Source organism: Pedobacter sp. MC2016-05 (genome assembly GCF_026239735.1).
In the GTDB taxonomy this organism is placed as follows: Bacteria; Bacteroidota; Bacteroidia; order Sphingobacteriales; family Sphingobacteriaceae; genus Pedobacter.
This window is the reverse complement of the sequence record NZ_JAPIVT010000004.1, coordinates 14,657-40,992: the sequence shown is the minus strand read 5'-3', so window position 1 is coordinate 40,992 and position 26,336 is coordinate 14,657. Positions and strand designations below refer to the sequence as shown.

The 26,336-nt window shown below is 37.4% G+C and carries 18 protein-coding genes; 9 read left to right on the top strand and 9 right to left on the bottom strand.

Translation table 11 applies throughout. From position 1 onward, the window contains the following. The first annotated feature begins 81 nt into the window (after window positions 1–81). The gene (locus OQZ33_RS07405; RefSeq protein WP_265798418.1) at window positions 82–2,865 is read left to right on the top strand and encodes a lantibiotic dehydratase; all 2,784 of its coding nucleotides are present in this window, start codon (window positions 82–84) and stop codon (window positions 2,863–2,865) included. Here the strand turns inward: OQZ33_RS07405 and OQZ33_RS07400 are convergent. Continuing rightward, window positions 2,855–3,595 (bottom strand): sensor histidine kinase, encoded by a 741-nt coding sequence (locus tag OQZ33_RS07400; protein ID WP_265798417.1) that lies wholly within the window; start codon window positions 3,593–3,595, stop codon window positions 2,855–2,857. The genes OQZ33_RS07405 and OQZ33_RS07400 overlap by 11 nt on opposite strands. 513 nt (window positions 3,596–4,108) lie before the next feature. On the opposite strand from OQZ33_RS07400, the gene OQZ33_RS07395 reads away from it, so the two are divergent. Continuing rightward, complete coding sequence (locus OQZ33_RS07395) at window positions 4,109–4,249, top strand: hypothetical protein (protein ID WP_265798416.1); 141 nt, start codon at window positions 4,109–4,111, stop codon at window positions 4,247–4,249. On the opposite strand, the gene OQZ33_RS07390 is transcribed toward OQZ33_RS07395, so the two are convergent. Then, complete coding sequence (locus OQZ33_RS07390; RefSeq protein WP_056848420.1) at window positions 4,250–4,993, bottom strand: LytR/AlgR family response regulator transcription factor; 744 nt, start codon at window positions 4,991–4,993, stop codon at window positions 4,250–4,252. A 396-nt stretch (window positions 4,994–5,389) separates the two neighbouring features. Here OQZ33_RS07390 and OQZ33_RS07385 point away from each other — a divergent pair, with 396 nt between their 5' ends. Beyond that, window positions 5,390–5,878 carry a type I restriction enzyme HsdR N-terminal domain-containing protein gene (locus tag OQZ33_RS07385; RefSeq protein ID WP_265798415.1) on the top strand — a complete coding sequence of 163 codons (489 nt, stop codon included), beginning with the start codon at window positions 5,390–5,392 and terminating at the stop codon, window positions 5,876–5,878. A gap of 126 nt (window positions 5,879–6,004) precedes the next feature. Here OQZ33_RS07385 and htpG read toward each other — a convergent pair whose 3' ends face one another. The 6 genes from htpG to OQZ33_RS07355 all read right to left on the bottom strand — a co-directional run bounded on the left by htpG (window position 6,005) and on the right by OQZ33_RS07355 (window position 15,203). After that, the gene (gene htpG / locus OQZ33_RS07380) at window positions 6,005–7,891 is read right to left on the bottom strand and encodes a molecular chaperone HtpG (RefSeq protein WP_265798414.1); all 1,887 of its coding nucleotides are present in this window, start codon (window positions 7,889–7,891) and stop codon (window positions 6,005–6,007) included. 403 nt (window positions 7,892–8,294) lie between these two features. After that, window positions 8,295–8,687, bottom strand: a complete 393-nt coding sequence (locus OQZ33_RS07375; RefSeq protein ID WP_265798413.1) for a response regulator — start codon at window positions 8,685–8,687, stop codon at window positions 8,295–8,297. Window positions 8,688–8,769: 82 nt separating this feature from the next. After that, window positions 8,770–9,663 (bottom strand): N-acetylglucosamine kinase, encoded by an 894-nt coding sequence (locus OQZ33_RS07370; RefSeq protein WP_265798412.1) that lies wholly within the window; start codon window positions 9,661–9,663, stop codon window positions 8,770–8,772. Window positions 9,664–9,680: 17 nt separating this feature from the next. Continuing rightward, window positions 9,681–10,991 carry a TolC family protein gene (locus tag OQZ33_RS07365; RefSeq protein WP_265798411.1) on the bottom strand — a complete coding sequence of 437 codons (1,311 nt, stop codon included), beginning with the start codon at window positions 10,989–10,991 and terminating at the stop codon, window positions 9,681–9,683. Window position 10,992: 1 nt separating this feature from the next. After that, window positions 10,993–14,103 (bottom strand): efflux RND transporter permease subunit, encoded by a 3,111-nt coding sequence (locus tag OQZ33_RS07360; RefSeq protein ID WP_265798410.1) that lies wholly within the window; start codon window positions 14,101–14,103, stop codon window positions 10,993–10,995. 2 nt (window positions 14,104–14,105) lie between these two features. Continuing rightward, window positions 14,106–15,203 carry an efflux RND transporter periplasmic adaptor subunit gene (locus tag OQZ33_RS07355; RefSeq protein WP_265798409.1) on the bottom strand — a complete coding sequence of 366 codons (1,098 nt, stop codon included), beginning with the start codon at window positions 15,201–15,203 and terminating at the stop codon, window positions 14,106–14,108. Window positions 15,204–15,613: 410 nt separating this feature from the next. Between OQZ33_RS07355 and OQZ33_RS07350 the strand changes: the two genes are divergently transcribed. Continuing rightward, window positions 15,614–17,395 carry a M61 family metallopeptidase gene (locus tag OQZ33_RS07350; protein WP_265798408.1) on the top strand — a complete coding sequence of 594 codons (1,782 nt, stop codon included), beginning with the start codon at window positions 15,614–15,616 and terminating at the stop codon, window positions 17,393–17,395. A 116-nt stretch (window positions 17,396–17,511) separates the two neighbouring features. On the opposite strand, the gene OQZ33_RS07345 is transcribed toward OQZ33_RS07350, so the two are convergent. Next, window positions 17,512–17,976 (bottom strand): hypothetical protein, encoded by a 465-nt coding sequence (locus OQZ33_RS07345; RefSeq protein WP_010600581.1) that lies wholly within the window; start codon window positions 17,974–17,976, stop codon window positions 17,512–17,514. Window positions 17,977–18,244: 268 nt separating this feature from the next. On the opposite strand from OQZ33_RS07345, the gene OQZ33_RS07340 reads away from it, so the two are divergent. The 5 genes from OQZ33_RS07340 (at window position 18,245) to OQZ33_RS07320 (ending at window position 26,195) form a co-directional block, all read left to right on the top strand. After that, window positions 18,245–20,020 (top strand): AMP-dependent synthetase/ligase, encoded by a 1,776-nt coding sequence (locus OQZ33_RS07340; protein WP_265798407.1) that lies wholly within the window; start codon window positions 18,245–18,247, stop codon window positions 20,018–20,020. Further along, window positions 19,992–21,713 (top strand): gamma-glutamyltransferase, encoded by a 1,722-nt coding sequence (gene ggt / locus OQZ33_RS07335; protein ID WP_265798406.1) that lies wholly within the window; start codon window positions 19,992–19,994, stop codon window positions 21,711–21,713. Before OQZ33_RS07340 ends, ggt begins: the two co-directional genes overlap by 29 nt. 93 nt (window positions 21,714–21,806) lie before the next feature. After that, window positions 21,807–23,123, top strand: coding sequence for an OmpA family protein (locus OQZ33_RS07330; protein WP_265798405.1), 1,317 nt, complete (start codon window positions 21,807–21,809; stop codon window positions 23,121–23,123). A 132-nt stretch (window positions 23,124–23,255) separates the two neighbouring features. Next, window positions 23,256–23,690 (top strand): MarR family winged helix-turn-helix transcriptional regulator, encoded by a 435-nt coding sequence (locus OQZ33_RS07325; RefSeq protein ID WP_056848431.1) that lies wholly within the window; start codon window positions 23,256–23,258, stop codon window positions 23,688–23,690. A 99-nt stretch (window positions 23,691–23,789) separates the two neighbouring features. Beyond that, complete coding sequence (locus tag OQZ33_RS07320) at window positions 23,790–26,195, top strand: 3-hydroxyacyl-CoA dehydrogenase/enoyl-CoA hydratase family protein (protein WP_265798404.1); 2,406 nt, start codon at window positions 23,790–23,792, stop codon at window positions 26,193–26,195. Window positions 26,196–26,336: the final 141 nt, after the last annotated feature.

Sequence of the window (26,336 nt, the reverse complement as noted above, 5' to 3'; positions counted from 1 at the left end):
TTATGAGGATGGCTTTTTACTTTATATACCATGTGGGTTTTAATATTAATCTTTGTAATTTTCGCCCAATAAAATATCTCTATGAAACCCCTGATTCATCCCTCCATTATTTTCAGAACGCCGAAATTTTCATATCAAGCTGATCTTGAAAGTAGTTGGGATGAACTTAAAAAAGCCATTTCCATTTCATCATCTACCTTTTACGAAACCATAAAAGACGTAGAAGCTCATGAACTGAAAAACCTGCCGCCAAAGATTTTTTTCACAGTTTGGAAATATTTTAACCGGGCGAAATATCGCTCAACACCCTATGGCACATTTGCAAGTTTCAGCTTTTTGGCAAATGCCTTTAATGAAAGCGAAAGCAAAATCATTGTAAACAATGAGCAGATTGTACATCAGTTTATTGATTGGCCATATCGGAATGAACTTCATTTTGATTTCGAGAAATTGATGGCTGATAACGTTCAGCTGTTCAGCAACACTAGCTATTATTCAACAATCAACAGCATCAGGTATATTGCCTGCACGGAAGGGGTTTTTGAACTGGCAGAGATTGATCAAAATGAATCTGTAATGCAAATTCTCGAATCATGTGCCAAACCGATTGCGGTAAATGATTTGATTAACACGCTGGGTGTAGATGAAGCGGGTAAGGTAGAATTTTTAGAATTGCTTCAGGATATGCACTCCATCCAACTTCTTTTTACGGAGTTCGATCCTAATGTGATAGGGGAAGATTATTTCGAAAGAATTGGAATCGATGACAGCAATCTCCCAAAATATTTAATTGCAGAAAGAAAAGTAATTGTTGGCGGTTTAGATGAGCGTTTATTGAAGCCGATACCGACACTGATCGATCTTTTATCGAAAATCTTGCAATCTGATGAACGTGAAGCGCTAAAAAGCTTTATTTCGAGATTCAAGAATAAATTCGATCAGCAGGAAGTTCCGCTTTCCATCGCACTCGACCCTGAAATGGGTGTGGGCTACGATGAATTGGAGCAGGTAAGCGAAGATGATTTTGTAGCGCAGTTTAATTCGAAGAAAAAGAATGCTGAAGACAAACAAGATCTGAAATCAACATTAAAAACCAAACTTTCTGTAGCTGGTTTTGAAAACAAGGAGCCTATTTATTTGAATAAGCTTGCGTTTGAAACAAATGAAAGTGAAAGCATTCTGCCAAACTCATTTAGCTTTTTGATGTCGTTAGCGGATGATTTAATTTGTGTTGATCAAATTGGTGGTGTAACGGCAAATGCTTTAACCGGGCGCTTTTCTATCGCCGATAAAGCTGTAGAACGGTTTTGCGTAGAAACTTCGGCCATTGAGCAAAATGCAAACCCGGAGGTGCTTTTTTTTGATGTTGCCTACCTCGTTGAAACCAATGTGGATAATATCAATCGTAGAAAGCAGATTTACGGGCACCAGTTATCCATACTGAATTTCGATATATCATCAGCACCTCTTTCACTAGGTGATATTCAAATTTCGGTGAGTAATAACGAAGTCATTCTTAGATCAAAGAGCTTAAATAAAAGGCTTATTCCCCGCATGGCTTCGGCTTATAATTACACCCGGTCAGATTTGTCGGTGTTTAGGCTCTTGTGCGATTTGCAACATCAGGGTCTGCAAACTTCCCTATCACTATCCCTTGATAGTATCTTTCCCGATCTGGACTTTTATCCTCGCTTTCAGTTTCATAATATTGTATTAAGCGGTGCAAAATGGCGAGTAAGCAAAACACATTTCTACCCCAATAAAACAGCCGTCTCTATGGAAGATTGTCGTTCTTATCTTACGCAAATCGGAGTAAGCAAGTACTTTAAAGCGGGTTTGTCAGATCAAACTTTATGCTTTGGTTTAGATAGTGATGAGGATTTGAATGCTTTTCTTCAATTTATCCAAAAGCAGAATAAATTATATTTAGAGGAAGTCATCTTGCCCAAAAATGATGTTATTGTAAATCAGGCGCAAAGTCCTTATGTAAGTCAATTTATTTTAAACCTGTATCATAACAATAGCATTTACAAAAAAACAGAAATTAGCAGTAATAATGCAATTCCTGTTCAAAAGGTATTTCTTCCGGGAAAGGAGTGGCTATATTTCGAAATTTATTGCCATCAACAGCGTTCCGATGAATTGTTAATTGGGGTGATCCCATCTTTCTTAAATCAATTTTCAGCGCAGATAAGATCGTGGTTTTTTATCAGGTACAATGAAAATGGAAACCATTTGCGTTTGAGGATTTTACTGCACAACAACGAAGACGGACAAGCATTGGTTTCTGCGCTAGGCGATCTTCTGAAGGATTATATGGCGAGTGGTTTGGTTTCAGATTTTCAATTAAAAACCTACCGGCGAGAGTTGGAAAGATATGGAGCAGAAATCATTTCGGATGTTGAAAATCATTTCTCTATTGATAGTGATTTTGTTCTATCGCAGTTGCAGCAGCAAACAGATGCTTTTACCAAGTATAAATGGTGTTCTTATTTGGTAGATGAACTGTTAAAAGCTGGCGTTTTCGATTCTGAAGTGATGCTGAAAGTAACAAGAATGATTTCCGATTCATTCAATAAAGAGCATCATTTGGATGCGACAGATTTCAAAAAACTCAACCAGCAATATCAACAATATAAAACTGCGCCAAATTTTGATCCAAAACAAAACGAAAATTTCGACCGTTTTAGGCAATCATTTATCGGCGTACTTAAATTAACTGACGGGAACAGAAAAGTAAAACTCTTTACTGATCTAATGCACATGCATGTTAACCGATTGTTCAACAAAGATCAACGGACGAATGAAATGGTAATGTATTATTTCTTACTTAAGGACCTTCAACGTAGAAGAGCTATTGGTTGAGGTTTAATTTAGACATCGGATTAATTACCTGCACATCTATTTCCGTTATATATCTATTCAACGGGTCTTTGTAGTATCTGAAAATATAATCATCCTTGTAAAAATTGGCTAGCCTTTTATTGATGTTGTCGATACCAACGTGGTGACTTTCATGTTCTTTTCCTTTATTATCATTCACCATATTAATGGTGCTGATGTTTAAATTATTGTTCTCATAATCAATTTTAATGATAGCCGGTTGCGTGGAGTGAGTCACATTGCCATGCTTGAATATATTTTCTACAAGGGTTAATAAGATAAGTGGCGGAAACCTTAAGCCAAACAAATCACCATTAACCTCTAAATTTAAATTAATAGCATTTGCTGTTCTGAGCTGATGAAGGTTGATTAAGTGTTCAATTTGTTCTACTTCCTCACTCAATGGAACCATTTCCGATGCTTCTGGCCTCTTTAAAGCATAGCGCATCATTTCGGCTAGGTTCATGATCGCATCAGCAGCCATTGGTGCTTTTTTACGGGCGTCGTTGTATATAAAATTTAAGGTATTAAACAGAAAGTGAGGGTTGATCTGGCTCCGAAGAAAGTTATTTTGCGATTGAACCAAATCATTCTCTAAAGCCTGTTTTTCTATTTGTGTAACGAGACTTTGACGTTCCAAAGCCTCCACCTTTTTTCTATCTTCAAAAGATTTTAAAATGTAAACATAACCAGTAGAAAAACCGATATACAAAAGAGATCTATAAAGACAAGACAGTATGAACTCCTTATCTAAGCTTCTGCTGGGATTAGCTTCGAGTAGCTGGAGTTTTTCAAATAATATTATGAAGGCATAGGTTAAGAAAATGTATCCACAAATTATGATTGATATTAGCACCAATATTTTGATGAAACGATACGCCTTACTATCCCGGTTTAAGATGTTTTTTAATAAATATGCATAGGAGTAGAAAGTGATTATATTAATTATATATACTAAGACATAAGCGCCAGGCTCTCTGAATTTGTTAGTGATAAGTCCTAACACAAACACTTCATATACGATATAAATACTCCAAATTATAAGGTGAATTTGATATATGTTATAGAAGTTTTTTAATGCTCTTAAGTTCATTTTTTAGCGTTATATCTACTTAAAATGGGTTTTTATCTGTTAAAAACATGTGTTTGTGTAAAAAAATAGTTGAACATGAATTTACGTTGCACCTTTACAGAAATTAATAATAACAATTAAATTTATCAGATTATGAAAACTCAAAACACTTCAAAAATCACAAAAAAAGCTGTGTTCGTTTATAAAAACATTAAAGCTAAAAATAACTACGCTACTAATCCAACCGGAGATATGAGCCATTCAGTTGTTACAAGTTTTATTTTTGAAGTATAATTATTGACTTCTATTTGATTTCAATAAGCTACTTTGTACGTAGGCGAAGAAAGCTTCTTTGTAGCCTTCGCCAATCTGAATCATTTCATTATTTACAAGACGGATTATATTTCCATCTACCTTTTTGATTGCTGCTTTAGCAACTATATTCGATTTATTAACTCTAATAAATGCGTGGTTCTCTAAAGCTTTTTCAATCTCCTTTAGTGTAAGGTAAGTGGTGTGCGTTTCACCCTTGGTAATGATTTGAATATAATTCTGAAGTGCTTTTATGTAAAGTATTTCATCAATAGCAATATTGGAAAAAGCATATTTGTGGTCGCCTTTGATATAAAGCGCCGCCACCTGTTCGGCATCTTTTGAAGTAGCTTTGGCATTATTTGCCTCCTTCTTCAAAATTCTATCAATACCTAAAGCAAATTTGGCAAATGAAATTGGCTTTAATAGATATTGATCTGATTGAACATCAAAAGCTTGTAAAGCATAGTCAGGATGTGCGGTAGTGAAAACTAAATACTTAGCTTTCTCTCGGATATTTTTGGCAAGTTCTAAGCCATTAATTCCAGGCATATCAATATCCATGAAGAGGAGATCTATCTCGTCGTCAATGCTAATTTCGGTTAAGGCTTGAACTGGACTTGTAAAAGTCTTGAATACTGTTAGTCCAGGCATTTCTGCTATATGGTCTGTAAGTACCTCAATCGCATGTTGTTCGTCATCGATGACAACGCATTTTAGATTCATGATATGATAAATATGAGTTTGGAATGATTTTAATGCAAGTTAAAGAAAAATATAATCAAATTACTTCTTGCCTAAAAAAAAGCCTGGTTGCCGTTTTCTTACTACAAGAAAATCTTGGTTTCGTGTAATAATCCACATGGTTGATGTAAAAAAATAACTTACTCATTTCTTTTTAATAATCTTTAGACTGTTTGCCAAAAACAGATAATTAATGGATTTACCTCTAAAAAGTAAATAGATTAATTAACCCTTTACATCTGCCTACCCAAGCTTGTGTAGCCTGTGGATAAGAAAATTAAAAACAGGCCATACAATACTGGGATCAGCTAATAGTTGGAAGTGTAAGTGAAGTTGGTACAACACAAATGAAAAACATACAAATTACAAATACTCAACATGGAACTTAAAGACGAAATCGGTCAGTTTGCAGTAAGAATTAAGAAGATGCTTCCTCAAGTTCAAAATGAAGACTTAACCAGGAATGCATTGGTAATGCCATTTATTCAAATTTTAGGATTTGATCCTTCAGAAGTTCAATCTGAAGCGGTTTTGGATTTTGGTGTTAAAAAAAGTAAGAAAGTAGACTACACCATTATGAAAGATGGTGAGCCAACTATTTTGGTGGAATGTAAGCACCATGAGGATAGTCTTGATATCCACGATTCTCGTTTATCAAAGTATTTTCGTAAAACTAAGGCAAAATACGGTTTGCTCACAAATGGTTTGGTTTATCGCTTCTATACCGAGAAAATGGTTAAATCGAAAAAAAATCAGCAGCCATTATTTGAGTTTAAAATTACTGATACTAAAGCTGCGACAATTGCAAAATTGATTGAAGAACATAAAGATTACTTTAACGTTGAGCAAAAGTCTGTAGCCAGTTAATATATTTATTTGATCTAAGAGCCCCGAAATTCTAGAGGAACTAAAGTCCCTTTGCGGGGTTTTTTTGTGCCCAAAAAAGGGAGGAGTCTTTCGGCTTCTCCCTTTTTAAATAATCGTTATTGTGAATTAAATCAGTTCAACGCTTCTGCTCACAAATGCTGTTAGTTCTGCACCCGTTAACATGCCTTGCGCTAATAAAGCTAAATCTACAGCTTGCTTAGCCAAATTACTTTGCTCTTCGCCTTCTGCTTTTAGAATTTTGCTTACCAACTTGTGGTTGCCATTAATAGCCACTTTATAGCTATCAGGCATTTGGCCGTAAAAGCCCATTCCACCTCCCATTGCAGCCATATCTTTCATGCGACGCATAAATTCATCCATGGTTATGGTTACCGGTAATTCATCAGGGTTTAGCGCCACCACTTCTACCTGCATACCTGGTTTGGTAATTGCTTTCTCAAAAATTGTGGTCACTTCCTTTACCTGATCTTCACTTAACACATGTTCGTTAACTTCGTCTTTCTCAATTAACTTATCAGCAACGCTCGAATCAACACGTTTAATAGAAGTTTTTTCTAGCTTTTGCTCTAGTTGCTGAATAAAATGATTATCAATTGGTGAATCTAAAACCAATACATCATAATCTTTTTTATTGGCCGATTGAATGAAAGCATCTTGTTTAGAAGCATCGTTGGAATATAGATAAACCACTGTTCCGTTTTTATCAGTTTGCAGTGGCGAAACCTTCTCTTTGTATTCGTTTAAAGTAAATAGTTCGTTTTTAGTGTTTCCAACCAAGGCGAAATCTTTGGCTTTATCGTAGAATTTCTCTTCGCTAATCATGCCATATTTAACGAACAAGCCGATATCTTTCCATTTATCTTCGAAAGATTTACGGTCTTTGTTAAACAGTTCCGATAATTTGTCAGCAACTTTCTTGGTGATATAGTTGTTGATTTTTTTAACATTGCTATCTGCTTGTAAGAAACTACGCGATACGTTTAGTGGGATATCGGGAGAATCGATTACGCCGTGTAACAACATCAAAAACTCAGGAACGATATCTTTCACCTCATCGGTAATAAATACCTGGCGAGAATATAATTTGATTTTGTTGCGTTGCATTTCGAAGTCGTTCTTCAACTTAGGGAAATACAATACACCAGTTAAATTAAATGGATAATCTACGTTTAAGTGAATCCAGAACAATGGCTCTTCACTAAATGGATACAACTCGCGATAGAAGTTTAGATAATCTTCGTCTGACAAATCTGCAGGTGCTTTTGTCCAGATTGGATTAGTCGTATTGATGATATTATCAACTTCTACGTCTTTATATTTTTTCTTGCCTTCTTCATCTTCACCGTCCTCAACAGATTCATTTTTGGTGCCGAATTTGATAGGAACAGGTAAAAATTTAGCGTATTTATCAAGGATTTCCTGCAGTTTCGATTCCGCTAAAAACTCTTCCGAATCTTTATTTACATGAAGAATAATATCGGTACCACGGGTAGTTTTAGTTCCTTCAGTAATTTCGAATTCAGTACTTCCATCGCACACCCAACGAGCTGGTTCTGCCCCGTCCTGGTAAGATAAGGTTTGAATTTCAACTAAATCAGCAACCATGAAAGCCGAGTAAAAACCCAAACCGAATTTACCGATGATTTCGTTGGCATCTTTAGCATCTTTAAATTTTTCTACAAATTCACTTGCGCCAGAAAATGCAACTTGATTGATGTACTTTTTAATTTCTTCGGCAGTCATCCCCAAACCATTGTCGCTTATGGTAATGGTTTTAGCGTCTTTATCAACCGCAACCTGTACCAAAGGTTGGCCCACTTCGCCGTTAAACTGACCTAATGAACCAAGTCTTTTAATTTTCTGAACCGCATCTACTGCGTTAGAAACCAACTCACGAAGAAAAATTTCGTTGTCAGAGTATAAAAACTTCTTAATTATCGGGAAAATATTCTCGGTATGTATCGAGATATTTCCTTTTTCTTGTATGCTCATATGTAAATAAATTGTTTAATCTACATCCTGCATATCAAGGCTTGTTCCAAAGCTTTTTGTTTGCCAAATTGACAGGTGAATTTTGCAATAAGTAGCATCATCTATCTGAAGCGAACGGTTAAGCATTATTTTATGAAATGAGATTGCTTCGTGCCTCGCAATGACGACCGTTCTTAACGACATTTATATTGATTTTCATGAAATAAATTAACCGTCGCAATGACGACCGCATTAAACATGCCTCAATATTTTATCCTATCGGTCGGTATCCTCACTGATCGATACATTAAACTATTCTTGAAAAAGTCGTCATCTTTAGCTTCAAGAGGGATTTTAGTCATCAGCTGAAATAAAAAAGCCAAGAAGTTTTGTCTCCTTGGCTGTATTTTTTTCAAGTCTCTTTTTAGTTCAACAAAAAGCTTGGTTCGTTTTCTTCTAGGCTTAATATTTTGGTAATCTTCTTCAGTAAAACATCCATTTGGAAAGGTTTCGATAAGAAGTCATCCTGACCATAATTAAGGGTTGTAAAATCTTTCTGATCATATAAGCCAGATATCAATAAGATGGGAATTTTAGAAGTACTTTCTATTGATTTCAATTGCTCGCACAATATCCTGCCATCAATATGGCCCAAAGAAATATCAAGTAAAATTAAATCTGGATTGAAACTCTCAATTCTGTTAAAAACTTCTTCGCCATCATTTAGTGCCGAAACTTTAAAGCCACCAATTTCGAGTATTAACTGTATGGTTTCTAAAACCTCAATGTCGTCGTCAACTACCAATATTCTCTTCATATATTTAAAGCAATTTATGCGCCCTTAAAATTATAACAAAATGTATATTGTTATGTTTAAAATCTTCAAAAAAATTTAACGTTTAGTTTATCTTAGAAATAATGCTATCGGTTTCGCCAGCTTGTTGTACAATTCCTTCCTTTTGAAGAATGAAGTTAAACAAGTCTTCTATTGGCTTTTGTAAAATTTTGCCTGGCTCAATTCCATTAGCTTGCAAAACTTCCACCAACTCATCTTGATAGTAAAAAGCTATCGAACCTACAAAATGACAAGGAACATCTTTATGCTTTGGATAATCTTTTATATTGGTATCAACAAATTCTTGAAAGCCTGTTCTTAAAATATCCTGAATAAAAGGATGTTCTCTGTTACTGGCCATAAAACGGCTAAAGCTGGCCAAATAAATGTTTGGAAAAGGTTTCTGATATACATTAGTAATAATCTGGTCTTTTTCTGTCGGGAAAGCTTTTTTAAACGTTGCGGCTAAACCGGAGGGCATTTTGTTGTATAAATAAGCAAGCAATACTTTTTTACCGAAAAATGTTCCAGAGCCTTCATCACCTAGAACATAACCTAAACCATGATGGCCATCGTGGATTTTTTTACCATCGAAATAACAAATGTTTGAGCCAGTGCCTAAAATACAATTCAATCCTTCTGCATTGCCACAAGTAGCATAAACGGATCCTAAAAGATCATGATCTACTGAAATAAAAGCGTTTTTAAATATCTCCGATAAGCCATTCGATACCACCTCGTGCTTATCAGGCGACGAACAACCTGCACCGAAAAAGTATATCTCTTTTACTTGTTCTGCATATTGCATCACCGTTTCGTTTTTCGAAATTAGCTTGCTAATATCCTGCTCGCTTAAAAAGTAAGGATTTATACCGGGAGTGTTAAATTTTATGGTTTCGCCATTAAGATAGCCCATCCAATCTGTTTTCGAAGAGCCACTATCTGCAACAAGTATCATAGGAATAAATATAAAAATTAATTGGATAAATCTACGTTGCCACTAATCTCTTTCAAGGTGGTTTCTGCAATTTTAGCCTGATATTGCATCTCGATAAAACGATTTTTTGCGTCAATGGCATTGCGTTGTGCCTCTCTAAGCTCCAACGGGGCAATACTTCCTAATTTATATTTGGCCATGGTAATATCTAAATTCTCTTTCGCAATATCTACGTTACGTTGTTCCAGTTTAATCAAATCAAGATAGGTTGCGTAGTTTTGGTACGCGGTTAACAATTGTGACTTTACATCAAGTTTAGTTTTGCTCAAATTCAGCGATGAATTTTCAATGTCGATTTTGGCATTGCGCTCTTGTTGACGCTGCAAAAAACCATTAAATAAATTTAAACTGGCCGTTACCCCGTAGGTAAAACCATTTGCTGCAAAACGCTGGTTAAACCCTGTCGGACTTGTGCTTTTGGCCCTACTGTAACCCGAGTTCAAACTAATTGCCGGATATCTTGCCCCTTTAATGGCTTTGAGGTTTAATGAAGCAATTTTTTGATTGATAAACGCATTTTGTACGTTTGGATTTTGTAGCTCCGCAAGTTCTGCCTGTTTGCTAAATAGAATTCCCTTATCAACATCTATACTGTCTGCAACAGTAAAGTCAGTGCTAATATCTCTAACCAATAACTGATTTAAACGAACCTTAGCCACCTGAAGAAAATTCTTAATTTGAATGAAGTTCGAAGTATCGGTATTATAATCTACCTGGGCAGTTAATACGTCTAATTTTGACCCTCGTCCCAGTTGTAATTTAGTTTTAGCGATATTGCCGCGCCATAGCGAAACGTCAATGGCACTATCGGCGGCTACCAGTAATTGTTGTTGCCTTACGATATCATAATAAGCTGTAATTACATCAGCTACGGTAGTTAGAATGGTAAGCCGGGCATTTATTTCTCCTTGTTTCTGTAATTCTTTTAAACGATCGTAGTTGGCAAACATTGTAAAGCCATCAAAGATTGTCCAGTTTAAATCGGCGCCATAACTATTATTGGTACTTCTCGCTCCGCGAATCACTCTGTCTTCTCCGGTTACGGGTGTTTGCCTGGTATTTTGAATGCTTCCACCGTTACTGTAAACCCCATCAATGGTGGGCAGCATCCCTGCGTTGCCAACGTTAGCGTTGTTTTGCGCAATCTTGATTTCGTTCTTGCTGATTTTTATGTCGTAGTTATTTTGAAGCGCAATGGTGATGGCTTCCCGCAAGCTGAGTTTTTCCTGTGCAAAGCCGGAAATGGATAGGCACCAAAAAAGTATGGATATGGTTAGTTGCTTACTCATCTTATTCTGCTATATGTGTTGCCTCTTGCTCAAAACGGTCAGCATCTTTTAGTTGTTTATTTGGTTTGTATGGTTTTGCCCAGTACGAGTAAATTGCTGGGATTACAAAAAGGGTTAATACCAGCGAAAATAAAGTTCCGCCTACAATTACGGTCCCCATACTCATTCTGCTTTTTGCTGCCGCGCCCAAAGCCAGGGCGATAGGCAGTGCACCTATGGCAATGGCCAAACTAGTCATTAAGATTGGACGTAAACGAGAAACCGATGCTTCGCGGATGGCCTCCGGTATGGCCATACCTTTTTCTTTTAGCTGATTGGCAAACTCAACGATTAAGATACCATTTTTGGTAACCAAGCCAATTAGCATAATGGTTCCAATCTGACTGAAGATGTTCCAGCTTTGACCGCACAACCAAAGCGATAAAAATGCCCCTGCAACCGCCATTGGAACAGTCAAAATGATAATGATAGGATCTTTAAAACTTTCAAATTGTGCTGATAAAATTAAATAAACCAACAACAATGCTAAGCCAAAAGCGAAAAATGTATTTGAAGAACTTTCTTTAAAATCTCTTGATTCGCCGCTTAAATCGGTAGAGAAAGTCTCATCTAAAACGCTGGCGGCAATTTTATCCATGGCATCTATTCCTTCGCCAATGCTTTTGCCTGGTGCCAAACCTGCAGAAACGGTTGCAGAAATGAAGCGATTATTTCTATATAATTGCGGTGGACTGCTTTCTTCTTTTGCCGTAACCAAATTATCAAGCTGGATTAATTCGCCTTTATCACTACGAACGTAAACTGAACTTAAATCCAAAGGATCTTTCCTATCGCCACGGTCAAACTGACCAATTACCTGATATTGTTTGCCATTCATAAAGAAGTAAGAGAACCTTTGACCGCTTAAACCGAGGTTTAGCGTTTGTGCAATGGCAGAAATTGATACACCAAGGTTTTTAGCTTTATCCCGATCTATAGTCAGGTTGATTTCTGGCTTATTGAATTTTAAGTTAACATCAGATACAGTAAAAGTTGGATCTTTGGCAACAGCTTCCATAAATAAAGGTACTTTCTCTCTTAACTTTTCGAAATTTTGTGCCTGAATGATATAACTGATGGGTAAACCACCTCTTCTACCCACAGAAATAGTCGGCTGCTGATTAACAATCACTTTACCTTCGGTATATTTTTTCGTGATTTTCGTGAGCATGTCAGCAATTTCTTTCTGCGAACGTTCACGTTTTTCAGGGTCAACCAAACCCATCCTCACGAAACCCATATTTGTTGAACCCGCACCACCAAAACCAGGTGCTGTAATGGTAATATTTACATTCTTCTCCGAAACGGAATCGATCACCATTTGATTTAATTTCATGATGAATTTATCTGTCGAGGTAAATGACGCACCCTCGGGCAAAGTTGCCGTCATATTGATAGCACTTCGATCATCATAGGGGGCCGTTTCTTTAGGCAACAACTTCCAGAATAAGAAAATCAAACCCATACATACCACAATAATGGGAATAGAAAGCCATCGTTTATCTAAAAATTTATTCAGATTGGATGCATAAGCATCGTTAAGTTTAATGAAATAAGGCTCTGTCCAATTATAAAATTTAGAAGGTTTATGCCCCCCCTTTTTCATCAGATAGGCATTTAACATTGGAGTTAACGTTAACGATACAAAGGCAGAAATTAATACCGCGGCACCAATTACCACTCCAAACTCTCTAAATAATCTCCCAACAAATCCCTGTAAAAAAATTACAGGTAAGAAAACAGCTGCAAGTGTGATAGAGATGGATATTACCGCAAAGAAAATTTCATTTGAGCCCTTAATTGCTGCTTCAAATGGCGACATCCCTTCCTCAACCTTTTTGAAAATGTTTTCAGTAACTACAATCCCATCATCAACCACTAAACCGGTGGCTAAAACAATTGCCAGTAAACTCAAAACATTAATCGAAAACCCGAAGGCGTACATCACAAAAAAAGTGAAAATTAAGGATACCGGTATATCAATGAGCGGTCTGAAAGCAATTCCCCAGTCTCTGAAGAAAAGATAAATAATTAAGATTACCAAAACTAAGGATAGGCCGATGGTTTCAGCCACCTCTGTTACCGATCTTTTAATAAATAACGTATTATCCAGCGAAACATTCAGCTTAATGTCATCAGGCATATCTGCCTTTAGTTTATCAAAACGATTATAAAATTCTTTACTGATATCGAGGTAATTAGCTCCAGGTTGAGGAATGATGGCTACGGCAACCATTGGTTTACCAGATTCACGTAACACAGTTTCTTCATTTTCCGAGCCTAAAGTTGCATAACCAACATCCTTAAGCTTAACAACCTGGTTGCTATCTGATTTAAGAATCAGATTATTGAACTGTTCTTCATTAACCAGTTTACCCAAAGTTTTCACGGTAAGTTCGGTCGTTTCGCCTGTAATTTTTCCCGAAGGCAGCTCTACGTTTTCATTATCTAGTGCGGTTACAATGTCTTGAGAGGTGAGTCCGTAGGCACTTAACTTATTTGGATCCATCCAGATTCGCATGGAATATTTCCGTTGTCCCTGAATTTGTACACTACTCACACCAGGAATGGTTTGGATCCGATCGGCAATCACATTTTCGGCAAAATCACTAAGCTGCAAGGTATTACGCTTATCACTCTGTATCGTCATGGAAAGGATAGGATCAGAGTTTGCATCAGCTTTGCTTACAATTGGCAAACCATCAATATCGCGGGGTAAATTTCTTGCTGCCTGCGAAACTTTATCGCGAACATCATTTGTTGCTTCCTCAATGTTTTTATCGAGGTTAAACTCTACTGTAATGTTACTTGTTCCCTGGTTGCTTGAAGAAGAAATATTCCGAATCCCATCAATTGAGTTGATTGATTTTTCCAGAGGCTCCGTAATCTGCGATTCAATGATATCAGAGTTTGCTCCAGGGTAGGAGGTTCGCACCGAAACCACTGTCGGATCGATAGAAGGAAATTCCCTTACGCCCAGAAATGTATAACCAATTATCCCGAAAAGGACAATCAGCAGGTTCATTACAATGGCAAGAACAGGCCTTTTTATGCTCGTTGTAGAGATACTCATAATTATTCTTTAACCAGATTTACTTTCACAGGAGCATCTTTTTTTAAGGCCATTGAGCCAGTGGTTAAAACCGTATCGCCAGCTTTAAGACCAGAAGTTATTACAATGTTTTCATCTGTCCGCGTTCCGGCTTCTACCTTCACTTCCTGGGCTTTTCCGTTTTTCTTGATGTAAACAATTTTACCTTTCAAAACCGGAATAATGGCCTGGTTAGGAATAAGAATAGCATTTTGAAGGGTGTTTAGTGCAAGCTTTATCTTGGCAAATGAGCCTGGTAACAAGCTGTTATCTGCATTAGGCGCTAATGCCCTAATTTGCAGTGTTCTAGTGGCTGTATTTATTCCAGGTTCTATGGCATATACTTTCCCTGTATTTTGTTTTGAAGACCCATCGGTTTTAAATGCGATTGATGAGCCCAGGTTAATCTGCCCTGCATATTTTTCAGGCACCGAAAATGTAACTTTAACCGGATTGGTGTTTACCAGGTTTGCGATGACAGTAGAAGGTGTTAAATATGTTCCTGCAGAAATACTTCTTAAACCAATTCTGCCCGAAAATGGAGCTCGGATAGTTGTTTTAGCCAATTGTGCCCTAATTAATTGCGTTTGCGATTGTAGCGATCTCAAATCGGCAAGTGAGATATCGTACTCCTCCTGACTGATTGCGCCTTTTTCCAGCAATTGTTTCGACCTGTTTTCGGTAGTGCCAGATAGTTTTTGTTTGGTTAAGGCTTCCTGTAATTGTGCCTGAATATCTCTGTCGTTAATTTTAACCAATACTGATCCTTTAGCTACATTGGTTCCTTCTTTAAAATAAATTCCAGTTACCAAACCCGCAACCTCACTTTTTAGCACTACAGATTCATTGGCTTCAATGGCTCCGGTTACTTCGAGGTCGTTATTAAATGATGTTGGTTTTACCACAATACCATCAACAACCATGGGTGCGCCTGCAGCTCCACCTTTGCCAGCCCCACCTTTAGCAGAAGCGCCAGCAGCCCCGCCTTTACCTTCTAATTTTTTGTTTGCGTTAATTCTGTAGTATACTAAATAGGCCAAGCCAATAGCAAAAACAGCATAAAAAATATACCTTTTCTTCATGTTTATATTTGTGTCGTACTTATCTGAACGTTTAAAATTGAATTAACGTAAGAATAAGAGTGTAAAAATATTCAAATAGTTTAGTCCTAAATTTGTTGTATTAAGGATGTTACCAAGTTAATTTGAAGGCTTTAGCGTGTAGGCCAAAGTATGGATTGTTAATTTAATAAAATGCCTTTTGAATAAGTTGCCATGCTTTTTAAATCAACTTTTATCACAAAGGCTATGGTTTATCGATAATATCTTAAGACTTATGACAGCTGACTTCAGAGTTTTATATGCCCAGGCTCGATCTAATTTTCGTTTAAAATTCAAAAACTTCATCAATTAGCATATTTTTGCTGACAAAATACCCCAATATGTTAATCAAAAAATCAATTTTAAGTTTAGTTTTAATACTAACATGTTTTATGGCAGCAAATGCACAAGTAAAAATTGCTTTTGAGGTTTCTTTTAAAGAGCCTCAAGCACATTATGCTGAAGTTCAGATGAATATTTCTGGTTTGGCAAACGATTATGTTGATGTAAAAATGCCAGTGTGGACTCCAGGTTCTTATCTTGTTCGCGAGTTTGAGAAAAGTGTAGAAGATTTTAAGGCAACGGCTGGCGGTAAGCAGGCCCGTGTTGAAAAAGTGAGAAAAAATACCTGGAGAATATTTTCTGCTAAAGCTGCTGAGATAAAAATTAACTACCGGGTTTACGCTTTCGAAATTTCGGTACGTACGCCTTTCATTGATGAATCTCATGCCTTTCTATCATCAACAGGAATTTTTATGCATCCTGATGGAATGATTAAATCACCAAGTACAGTTAAAATTATTCCATTCAACACCTGGAGTAAAGTTTCAACAGGTTTAGAGCCGGTTGCTGGTCAACAGTTTACTTACCGTGCAAGCGATTTCGATATTTTATACGATAGCCCGATAGAGGTAGGTAACCAGGATATTTTCGAATTTAATGCAGCTGGTGTTCGTCATGAGGTTGCCATGTATGGCGGCGGTAATTATGATAAAGAGAAGTTGAAAGTGGATATGGCTAAAATTGTAGAAGAAATTACTGCGGTTTATGGAGAAAATCCTAACAAACATTACACTTTCATCGTTCACAACTTCTTAAGAGGTGGCGGTGGTTTAGAGCATTTAAATTCTACTACTTTGGGTGCTACGCGAAATGCTTACAACACCGAAGCAGGTTACAAAGGCTTTTTAGCTTTGGTTGCCCATGAGTATCACCATTTATGGAACGTTAAGCGTTTACGCCCGGTTGCTTTAGGTCCGTTTGATTACGACAACGAAAACTATACCACCAACCTTTGGGTGGCTGAAGGATTTACTTCATACTATGAAAATAAATACATGCACAGAGCGGGTTTTAACGATGACGCTACTTTTGTGAAAGATCTTGCTGGCGCGATCGGTACGGTGATTAACACGCCTGGAGCAAAATATCAATCAGCTGCTTCTTCTAGTTATGATGCCTGGATTATTGGTTACCGTCCGAACGAAAACTCTAAAAATAATTCTATTTCTTATTACAGTAAAGGTGAAGTAATTGGAATATTGATGGATTTGGAAATTATCAATGTAACAAGAGGTGCCAAAAGTTTAGATGACGTGATGAAAGCCATGTATTTACAGTGCAAAACTTTAAAACGTGGTTATACCGATGCTGAATTTAAAGCAATGGTCGAAAAAATTTCGGGTATTAGTTTCACCAATTTTTGGGCTAAATATGTTAATGGCGTAGATGATGCAGAATATATGAAATATTTAGGATACGCTGGTGTGGATGTGACTACAGAAAATGCAACGCCTAATAAACCGGTAAGCGGTGCCGCAGGTCAGTTAACCAATAATGGTACGATTTCGGTTTCTTCAATTACTAGAAATTCTGCTGCTTGGGTTGCTGGTTTGAATGTTAATGATGAAATCATTTCGTTAGACAACATTTCGGTTAACGATGCTTTGGCTAATGTCAGACTAAAAAGCCCGATGTTATCATTAGAAACCTTACCTGTTGTTTCAGGGAAGAATATCGGCGATGTGTTGAAACTTAAAATTAAACGTGATGGTTTGGAGAAAGAGATTTCACTTACTTTGAAAGCAAACCCTAGCGTACGTTTAAAAGCTACCATAAATCAGAATGCAACGCCGGCACAAAAAGCGGTGTTCAAAAAATGGGTAGGTAAGTAAGTTTGGGTCTTGAGGGGTTAGTCTCGAGTTCAAAATTAGTCAATAAAAAAGCCGCTGGAAATTCTCCAGCGGCTTTTTTATATCAAGCTTATCGCTTTATTATTTAAGCTGTTTGCTTAAAAGGTATATCTGAAGCCTAAACCAAATCTTCCAGCGTTAAAATCGCTATCGCCATCACCTAGATATAATCTTGGTCTCCAGTCTAAAGCAATTGCTAATGGTGCACCGCTTATTTTGTAATCTAAACCAACCATTGGTACTAAATAAAAGTTAGAACCACCATCATATAATTGTACTGATGGACCACCACCTAAATACCAATCTAGACCTTTTGCGCCAGGAATTGAAGCATTATATTGTAAAAATGCCTGTAAGGTTGTAGAGTTACCACCAAATAAAACTTCACCTTGTAAAGCTGCACTCCTACTGAAATGGTGTCTAACAGATGGGCCAACCAATGTTGCGCCGTCGCCAAAGTCTATTCCTAATCCTAAACCTGTTTTGTAATTCTGTGCTTTAACACTCGTTGTCGTCAATGCGAATAATGCAATGCATCCTAAAATTGTAAATAGCTTTTTCATAATCAAATTTTAAAGTAAATAACGTTTTTCAAATATTTAATCAGCTTAACAACTTTAATGCCGTTTATGTTTTTACGGTAAAAATTTATAGCTATAAAAAACAATGCTTGCATAGTAATTTTTGATTTCTTAAGTTTATTTAAATTTTTCGTTATAGAAGTTGCTTTAAGATTAACTTATAGCTGCAAAATTTTGTCGATCAAAAACATAAGGCTGGCACATCTTTATGTTTGATTTTTTTAACTTAACCAAATAATAATAAAAAGATATGGCTGCAGAAATTACAAGGGTATTCGACCTCCTACGATATAACCTGGAAGATCCGAAGCAAGAGTTTATCAATGGAAAAATTAATGGCAAATGGGTTAATTACAGTACTGCAGATTTTTCTGCAACTGTAGACAAGTTAAGTCGTGGATTAATTAATCTTGGTATTGCAAAGGGTGGAAGGGTTGCAGTGATGTCTCATAATAGACCAGAATGGAATATTGCCGATTTTGCAGCTAATCAAATTGGAGCCTACCAGATACCACTTTATCCCACTTTAGCAGAACACGATATTCAGTTTATATTAAAGGATGCAGAAATTTCGATTGTCTTTGTATCCGATGGCGATTTATATAAAAAAATAAAGCCATGTGCAGATGCGATTAATCCAGATATAAAAATTTTCAGTTTTAGTGATGTTGAAGGTGTAAGATCCTGGAAAACGCTTATCGCTGATGGGGAAAACAGCCAGGCAATTAACCTCGACGAATATAGATCAAAAGTAGAACCCGAAGACATATTAACACTCATTTACACATCAGGAACTACGGGCACCCCGAAGGGCGTAATGTTAACGCACCATAATCTGGTGGCCAATTTCGTAAATTCATCTGTAGTGATGCCAGAGGGTGTAAATAAAAGTTTAAGCTTTTTGCCGCTTTCGCACATATTCGAACGCATGATTATTTACCTGTACTTATATAATAGAACAAGTATTTATTATGCCGAAAGCATGGATACCATAGTTGCCGATATTCAACATGTAAAACCAAACGCATTCTCTACCGTACCCCGTTTGCTTGAGAAAGTTTATGATAAAATAATGGAGAAAGGGAAATCGCTTACTGGTATTAAGAAGGGAATTTTCTTTTGGTCGGTAGCGTTGGCCGAAAAATATACCACGAATGCCGGTGCATGGTATAATTTCAAATTGGGCATTGCCAGGAAATTGGTTTTTAAAAAATGGCAGGAGGCGCTTGGTGGAGAGATCGTGGTAATTGTTTCTGGTGGCGCCGCTTTAAATCCGCGTTTGGCACGGATCTTCTGGGCTGCAGGTATGCCTGTTTTCGAAGGGTATGGTTTAACGGAAACTTCGCCTGTAATTACGGTAAATCATTTTGGCGGTACCATGTTCGGTACTGTTGGGGAAGTGATTAAAGGTGTTGAGGTGAAAATCGCTTCGGATGGAGAGGTGTTAACCCGTGGCCACCAAGTGATGAAAGGTTATTACAATCGCCCCGATTTAACGGAAGAAGCCATCGATCAGGACGGATGGTTCCATACCGGCGACATTGGTGAATTAGTGGATGGTCGTTTTCTCAAAATTACCGATCGTAAAAAGGAAATGTTTAAAACCGCTGGTGGAAAATATATTGCGCCTCAAATGTTGGAAAATAAATATAAAGAGTCAATTTTCATTGAGCAGATTATGGTTTTGGGTGAGAATAAAAAATTTCCATCTGCATTAATTGTTCCTAACTTCGAAGTATTAAAAACCTGGGCAGGCAAAAAAGGAATCACTTTTACTACGAATGAAGAGATTATAAAAAATGATCAGGTTTTAGCAAAATACAATGAGGTAGTTGAGGCAGCCAGTGTAGATTTTGGGAAGTGGGAACAAGTGAAAAGATTTGCTTTACTTCCAAAAGAATGGAGTATTGATGGCGGCGAGTTAACACCAAAACTAAGCTTGAAACGAAAAGTGATTACCGAGAAAAATGCCGACATCATCGAAAAAATATATAAAGATGCAGAAAACTATAAAGCGCCTAACTAAACTTAAAATTAGCTCAACGCTCATCGTATTAGTCATTGTTTTTGCCAGCTGTGTAAGCGGTCAGCTCGGGAAAAACAATAGCGGGGAATTTAAAAATGGGATGGTTGTTACAGCACATCCTGAAGCATCAAAAGTTGGTATTGATATTTTAAAAAAAGGCGGCAACGCTGTTGATGCGGCTGTTGCTGTTCAATTTGCGTTAGCTGTAGTGTATCCAAATGCTGGAAACATTGGTGGTGGTGGCTTTATGGTTTATCGCTCCGCAAAAGGCGAAGTGAATGCACTGGATTTTCGCGAGAAAGCCGCTGCATCAGCAAGCAGAGACATGTACTTAGATTCTGCAGGGAATCCAATTGTTGATAAAAGCTTATTTGGGCATTTAGCTGCAGGGGTTCCGGGTTCAGTTGCCGGTATGGTTGAGGCTCATCAAAAATATGGTAAACTTTCTTGGAAAGAGGTTGTTCAGCCAGCAATTGATTTGGCAGAAAATGGTTTTAAAATTACCAAGCGCCAATCCGCCGAACTGAACGGCTTGCACCGAAAATTGATGGATATTAATATAAACGGAACTGCTTTGGTTAACCTAGAAAGCACTTGGCAAGAGAACAGTTTATTAGTACAAACCGAATTAGCGAATACTTTAAAGCTTATTCAACAAAAAGGTAAGGCAGGCTTTTATGAAGGTGCCGTGGCTGATTCTATCGTGGCAGAAATGCAGCGTGGAAAGGGCTTAATTACCAAAGAAGATTTAAAAAACTACCAGGCGGTTTGGCGCAAACCTGTAACAGGGAGTTATCGGGGCCATAAAATTATTACCATGCCGCCAACTTCTAGCGGTGGCATAGCGCTCATTCAATTGCTACAATCGGTTGAGCCATATCCATTGAAAAAATGGGGACATAACTCAGATTCAACAGTACAGGTTTTTGTTGAAGCAGAAAGGAGAGTGTATGCTGACAGGGCCACTCATCTTGGTGATCCGGATTTTTATAGTGTTCCTCAAAAAGAATTATTAAATCCTTTTTACAATAAACAGCGAATGGCCAACTTTAACTGGGCTACCGCAACACCTAGCGATCAAATTTTAGCCGGGGTAATCAAAGGTAAAGAAAGTGAAGAAACCACGCATTTTTCTATTGTGGATCATGAAGGAAATGCAGTTTCGATAACGACAACCTTAAACGGCTCTTATGGATCCTTGGTTGTGGTTAAAGGTGGTGGCTTTTTACTGAATAATGAAATGGATGATTTTTCGGTAAAGCCAGGAGCGCCAAATATGTATGGTTTGGTTGGTGGCGAAGCCAATGCTATTGCACCAAATAAACGGATGTTAAGCTCTATGACTCCAACTATTGTAGAAAAAGAGGGAAAACTTTTCATGGTTGTGGGTACCCCAGGTGGATCTACAATTATTACTTCTGTTTTCCAAACCATCATTAATGTAGTCGATTTTGACATGAATATGCAAGCTGCTGTTGCTGCTAAAAAATTTCACCACCAATGGCTGCCAGATGAAGTTTATGTAGAAAAGGATGCAATAGATAGTTCATCAACACAAAAGTTGGAAGCTAAAGGTTATAAAATCATCAACCGTGGCGCAATTGGAAGGGTAGATGCCATTTTGAAAACCAAATGGGGTACTTATCAAGCAGGTGCAGATCCACGGGGAGATGATACCGCTCTGGGTTACTAACTGTTAAGGTGGATAAGTATTTTTTAAATTTCCTCTTTTTGGTATAGCAATTGTATATGCTGGGCAACGCATATCAACGTTATATTAGAAAATATGAAATCAAATCTAATCAAGTCCCTACCGGTTATATTAGCCGGATTATTTGCAGGTACTGTAGCAATGGCTCAGGAACCAGCAACATCCACGTCTCAGTTCAGAACCTGGTCTATTGGTGTCAATGCTGGTGCATTGACTCCGCTGTCGCCATTGGGTGGAAAAAATGATTTTAGTAACAACAAAACCAGCTTTGGTTATGGTCTTTACATCAAAAAGCAATTTACACCGTATTTCTCATTGCGTTTAGATGGAGTGAGAGGTAAATTAAAGGCTGATAATTCAGAGCCTTTTGAAGGTGGATTGGTGAATAGCTCCCCAGTAACAGCCTTTGAAACTCAATTAGAGTATTCAGGAAGTTTAAATGCGGTTGTGAATATGTTCAATATTGATATGTTCAAAAAAGAAAACGCATTACAATTATATACTTCGGTTGGTGCTGGTTTAGCAGGTTACAAACCAACTATTACCACTACAGCAGGAACAACTGAATTTGCTGGTGGTAAAACAATCAAGGAACTAATTATCCCTGTAGGTGTTGGTGCAAAATTCAAAGTATCTGATGGAATTAATATCGACTTAGGCTGGACTATCAACTTTGTTGATGGAGATAATCTTGATGGATTACACAGAGGCCCGGCTAATGATAAATATAACTATGGTTACGCTGGTTTAGAATTTGCATTGGGTACTGGAAAACAATTGGCTTTCCACAACCCTGTAGCTGCAACTTATGATGAGGCATTGGCTGCAAAAAATACAGCAAATGCTTTGAAATCTGATTTAGATGCTCAAAAAGCTGAAAACGCAAAATTACGTTCAGAAATGAATGATCTGTTAAAAGATACAGATGGTGATGGTGTTGCTGATAAATTAGATAAATGCCCAGGTACACCTGCTGGTACTGTGGTTGATGGTTCTGGTTGTCCATTAGTGGCTCCGAAACCACAAGTAACAATAGTTACTGAAGAAGACCGTAAAGTAGTTAACGAAGCGATTAAAAACTTAGAATTCGATTTAGGTAAAGCAACTATCCGCTCTAAATCTTATGCTTCGTTAAACAGAGTAGCAGCCTTATTAGTAGAGAAAAACTTCAGCTTAAAATTAGCAGGTCATACTGATAACACTGGATCTAAAGAATTAAACTTACGTTTATCTAAAGAAAGAGCAGAATCTGTAAAAGCTTATTTAGTTTCTCAAGGTGCAAATGCATCTCGTATCGAAGCTACTGGCTACGGAATGGGTCAACCAATTGCAACTAATAAAACTGCAGCTGGTCGTCAACAAAACCGTCGTGTAGAGTTTACTTTATACTAGTAGATAAATAATTTTTGAGAGCCTCCGATGAAACTCGGGGGCTTTTTTTATGACAAAAAATTTTCAATTTCTCTATTGGAATAATAAAATACATTCATTAGCTTTGTTATGCAAGCATAATAAATTATTAAAATGAAACAACAGCAAACAATAGATTATCACGTGAAGTTTGCATGGCAAAACATGTTTAACAAGTATAATCAAATGGCCTCTACTTTTGGTATAACACAGGCTATTGGTTATATGCTGATAAACATAAACGATGAAGAGGGTACAGCCGTTTCCAATTTAGCTGCTTTGCTTGGTGTAAAAGCGACCAGCCTTTCCAGAATGTTGAATAATATGGAAGAAGCTAAGCTTATTTATCGCGAAACCTCAATAGGTGATAAACGTTCGGTGAAAGTTTTTTTAACCGATTTCGGAAAAGAAAAGAAGCACCTGGCAAAAGGGGTTGTGCGAAAATTTAATGAATATTTAGATGAACACTTTTCTAAAAAAGAGAAAGAAACATTCATTAATCTGTTAATAAAACTTAATGATATTACAGTAGCATATACTGTTGATTAAATATATTTTTTTAATGAAGCCTGCTTTGCATGAGCTTACCAACGGGCTCGGGTTTTGAAGCAGGTTCCAACAGACTAAAAGAAAAATAAATAAAGACTGATGAAACGAAGCATTAATAAAGTTGCTGTTTTAGGTTCGGGGATTATGGGTTCGCGTATTGCATGCCACTTCGCCAATATTGGGGTTGAGGTTTTACTATTAGATATTGCCTCCAAAGAACTTACTCCAGAAGAACAAGCAAAAGGACTGACGTTAGACAAACCAGTGGTAAAAAACCGGATTGTCAATATGGCTTTGCAAACGGCTGTCAAAACAAATCCATCACCGGTTTATTCCAAAAAAGTATTGAATAAAATTAAAACCGGAAATTTCGAAGACGATATGTCGAAAATTGCTGGCTTTGACTGGGTAATTGAAGTAGTTGTTGAAAATCTTGATATCAAGAAAAAAGTTTTCGAACAGGTAGAGCAATTTCGTAAACCGGGTACATTAATTACCTCGAACACTTCTGGTATTCCGATTCATTTAATGGCTGATGGTAGAAGCGATGATTTTAAAGCACATTTCTGCGGAACACACTTTTTCAATCCGCCGCGTTATTTAAAGCTATTGGAAATCATTCCTACGCCGCACACTAAACCGGAAATAGTTGATTTCTTAATGCATTATGGCGATAAATTTTTGGGTAAAACCACAGTTTTGTGTAAAGATACGCCAGCCTTTATTGCCAATCGAGTTGGTGTATATTCAATTATGGCCTTATTGCATTTGGTCGAAAAATTGGATTTAACAGTTGAAGAGGTAGATAAATTTACCGGTCCTGCTTTGGGTAGACCAAAATCAGCTACCTTCCGTACTTCTGATGTGGTTGGTTTGGATACCATGATTAAAGTGGCCAAAGGACTTTACGATAATTGTCCTGAGGATAAAGCACATGAGTTATTTAAGCTTCCTGAGTATGTGAAAAAGATGGAGGAGAACAAATGGCTTGGCGATAAAACCAAACAGGGTTTCTATAAAAAAACTAAAGCTGCCGACGGCAAAACCGAAATCCTTGCATTGGATTTAAAAACTTTAGAATACAAACCTCAGCAAAAAGTTAAATCGGCTACATTAGAAATGACCAAGCCAGTTGAAAATCTTCGCGAACGCATGAAGATTTTTGCCAAAGGAAAGGATAAGGCAGGAGAGTTATTCCGCCATTCTTCATTTGGATTATTTGAGTATGTATCCGATAGGATTCCGGAAATTTCTGATGAATTGTACCGCATTGATGATGCGATGCGTGCAGGTTTTGGTTGGGAGCTTGGTCCTTTTGAGCTTTGGGATGCGGTAGGTGTGAAAGAAGGGATTGAGGGAATGGAGCAATATGGAAATAAGGTTGCGGCTTGGGTTCATGAAATGCTTGATGCAGGAAATGATTCATTTTACAAAGTGGAAGGTAGCGTTAAAAAGTACTATGATCTTCCAACAAAATCTTACAAAGCCTTACCAGGAACGAATGAGTTTATCATTTTAGATAACATCCGCGAGAATAAAACACTTTGGAAAAATTCTGGCGTTTCTATCATTGATTTAGGCGATGGCATCTTAAATGTAGAATTCCATACCAAAATGAATACCATCGGTGGTGATGTAATTTCGGGCATTAACAAAGCCATTGATATGGCAGAGAAAGATTACCGTGGTTTAGTAATCGGTAATGATGGTGCAAATTTCTCTGCTGGTGCCAATGTGGGTATGATTTTCATGATGGCGGTAGAGCAGGAGTGGGACGAATTAAATATGGCTATCCGAATGTTCCAGAATACTTCGATGCGCATTCGTTATTCTTCTATTCCTGTTGTGGTTGCACCACACAATCTAACATTAGGTGGCGGCTGCGAGTTTAGCTTACATGCCGACCATGTTCAACTGTCAGCAGAAACGTACATGGGTTTGGTAGAATTTGGTGTTGGCGTTATCCCAGGTGGCGGCGGAACAAAAGAGTTTGCGCTGCGGGCGTCTGATGAATATAAAGACGACCAGATTGTTCAAAATGCATTGAAAGATCGCTTTTTAACCATCGGAATGGCGAAAGTTTCTACTTCTGGTTACGAAGCCTACCAATTGGGCTATTTGCAAAAGGATAAATTTTCTATATCGATGAACCGTAATCGCTTACTGGCCGATGCTAAAGCTAAAGCGATTGAGCTTGCTGATGCGGGTTATACCAAACCCGTTCAGCGGACAGATATTAAAGTTTTAGGGAAACAAGGTTTAGGAATAGTTTATGCCGGAGCAAATAGCATGTACGCCGGTCATTTTATCTCCGAACATGATAAAAAAATCTCCGAAAAATTAGGTTACGTCATGTGCGGTGGCGATTTATCCTCCCCAACAGAAGTAAGCGAACAATATTTGTTGGATTTGGAAAGAGAAGCATTTTTATCTCTTGCAGGAGAAAGAAAATCATTGGAAAGAATTCAGTCGATTATAACAAAAGGGAAACCGTTGAGGAATTAGAAAGTAGTGATGAGATTTGCTTATCCACTTCGTCATTGCGAGGTACGAAGCAATCTTACAACTGAGGGTTTTCTATTGCATTAAGATTGCTTCGTGCCTCGCAATGACGGCAATAGTAAGGGAAGTGCGTATAATAAAAAG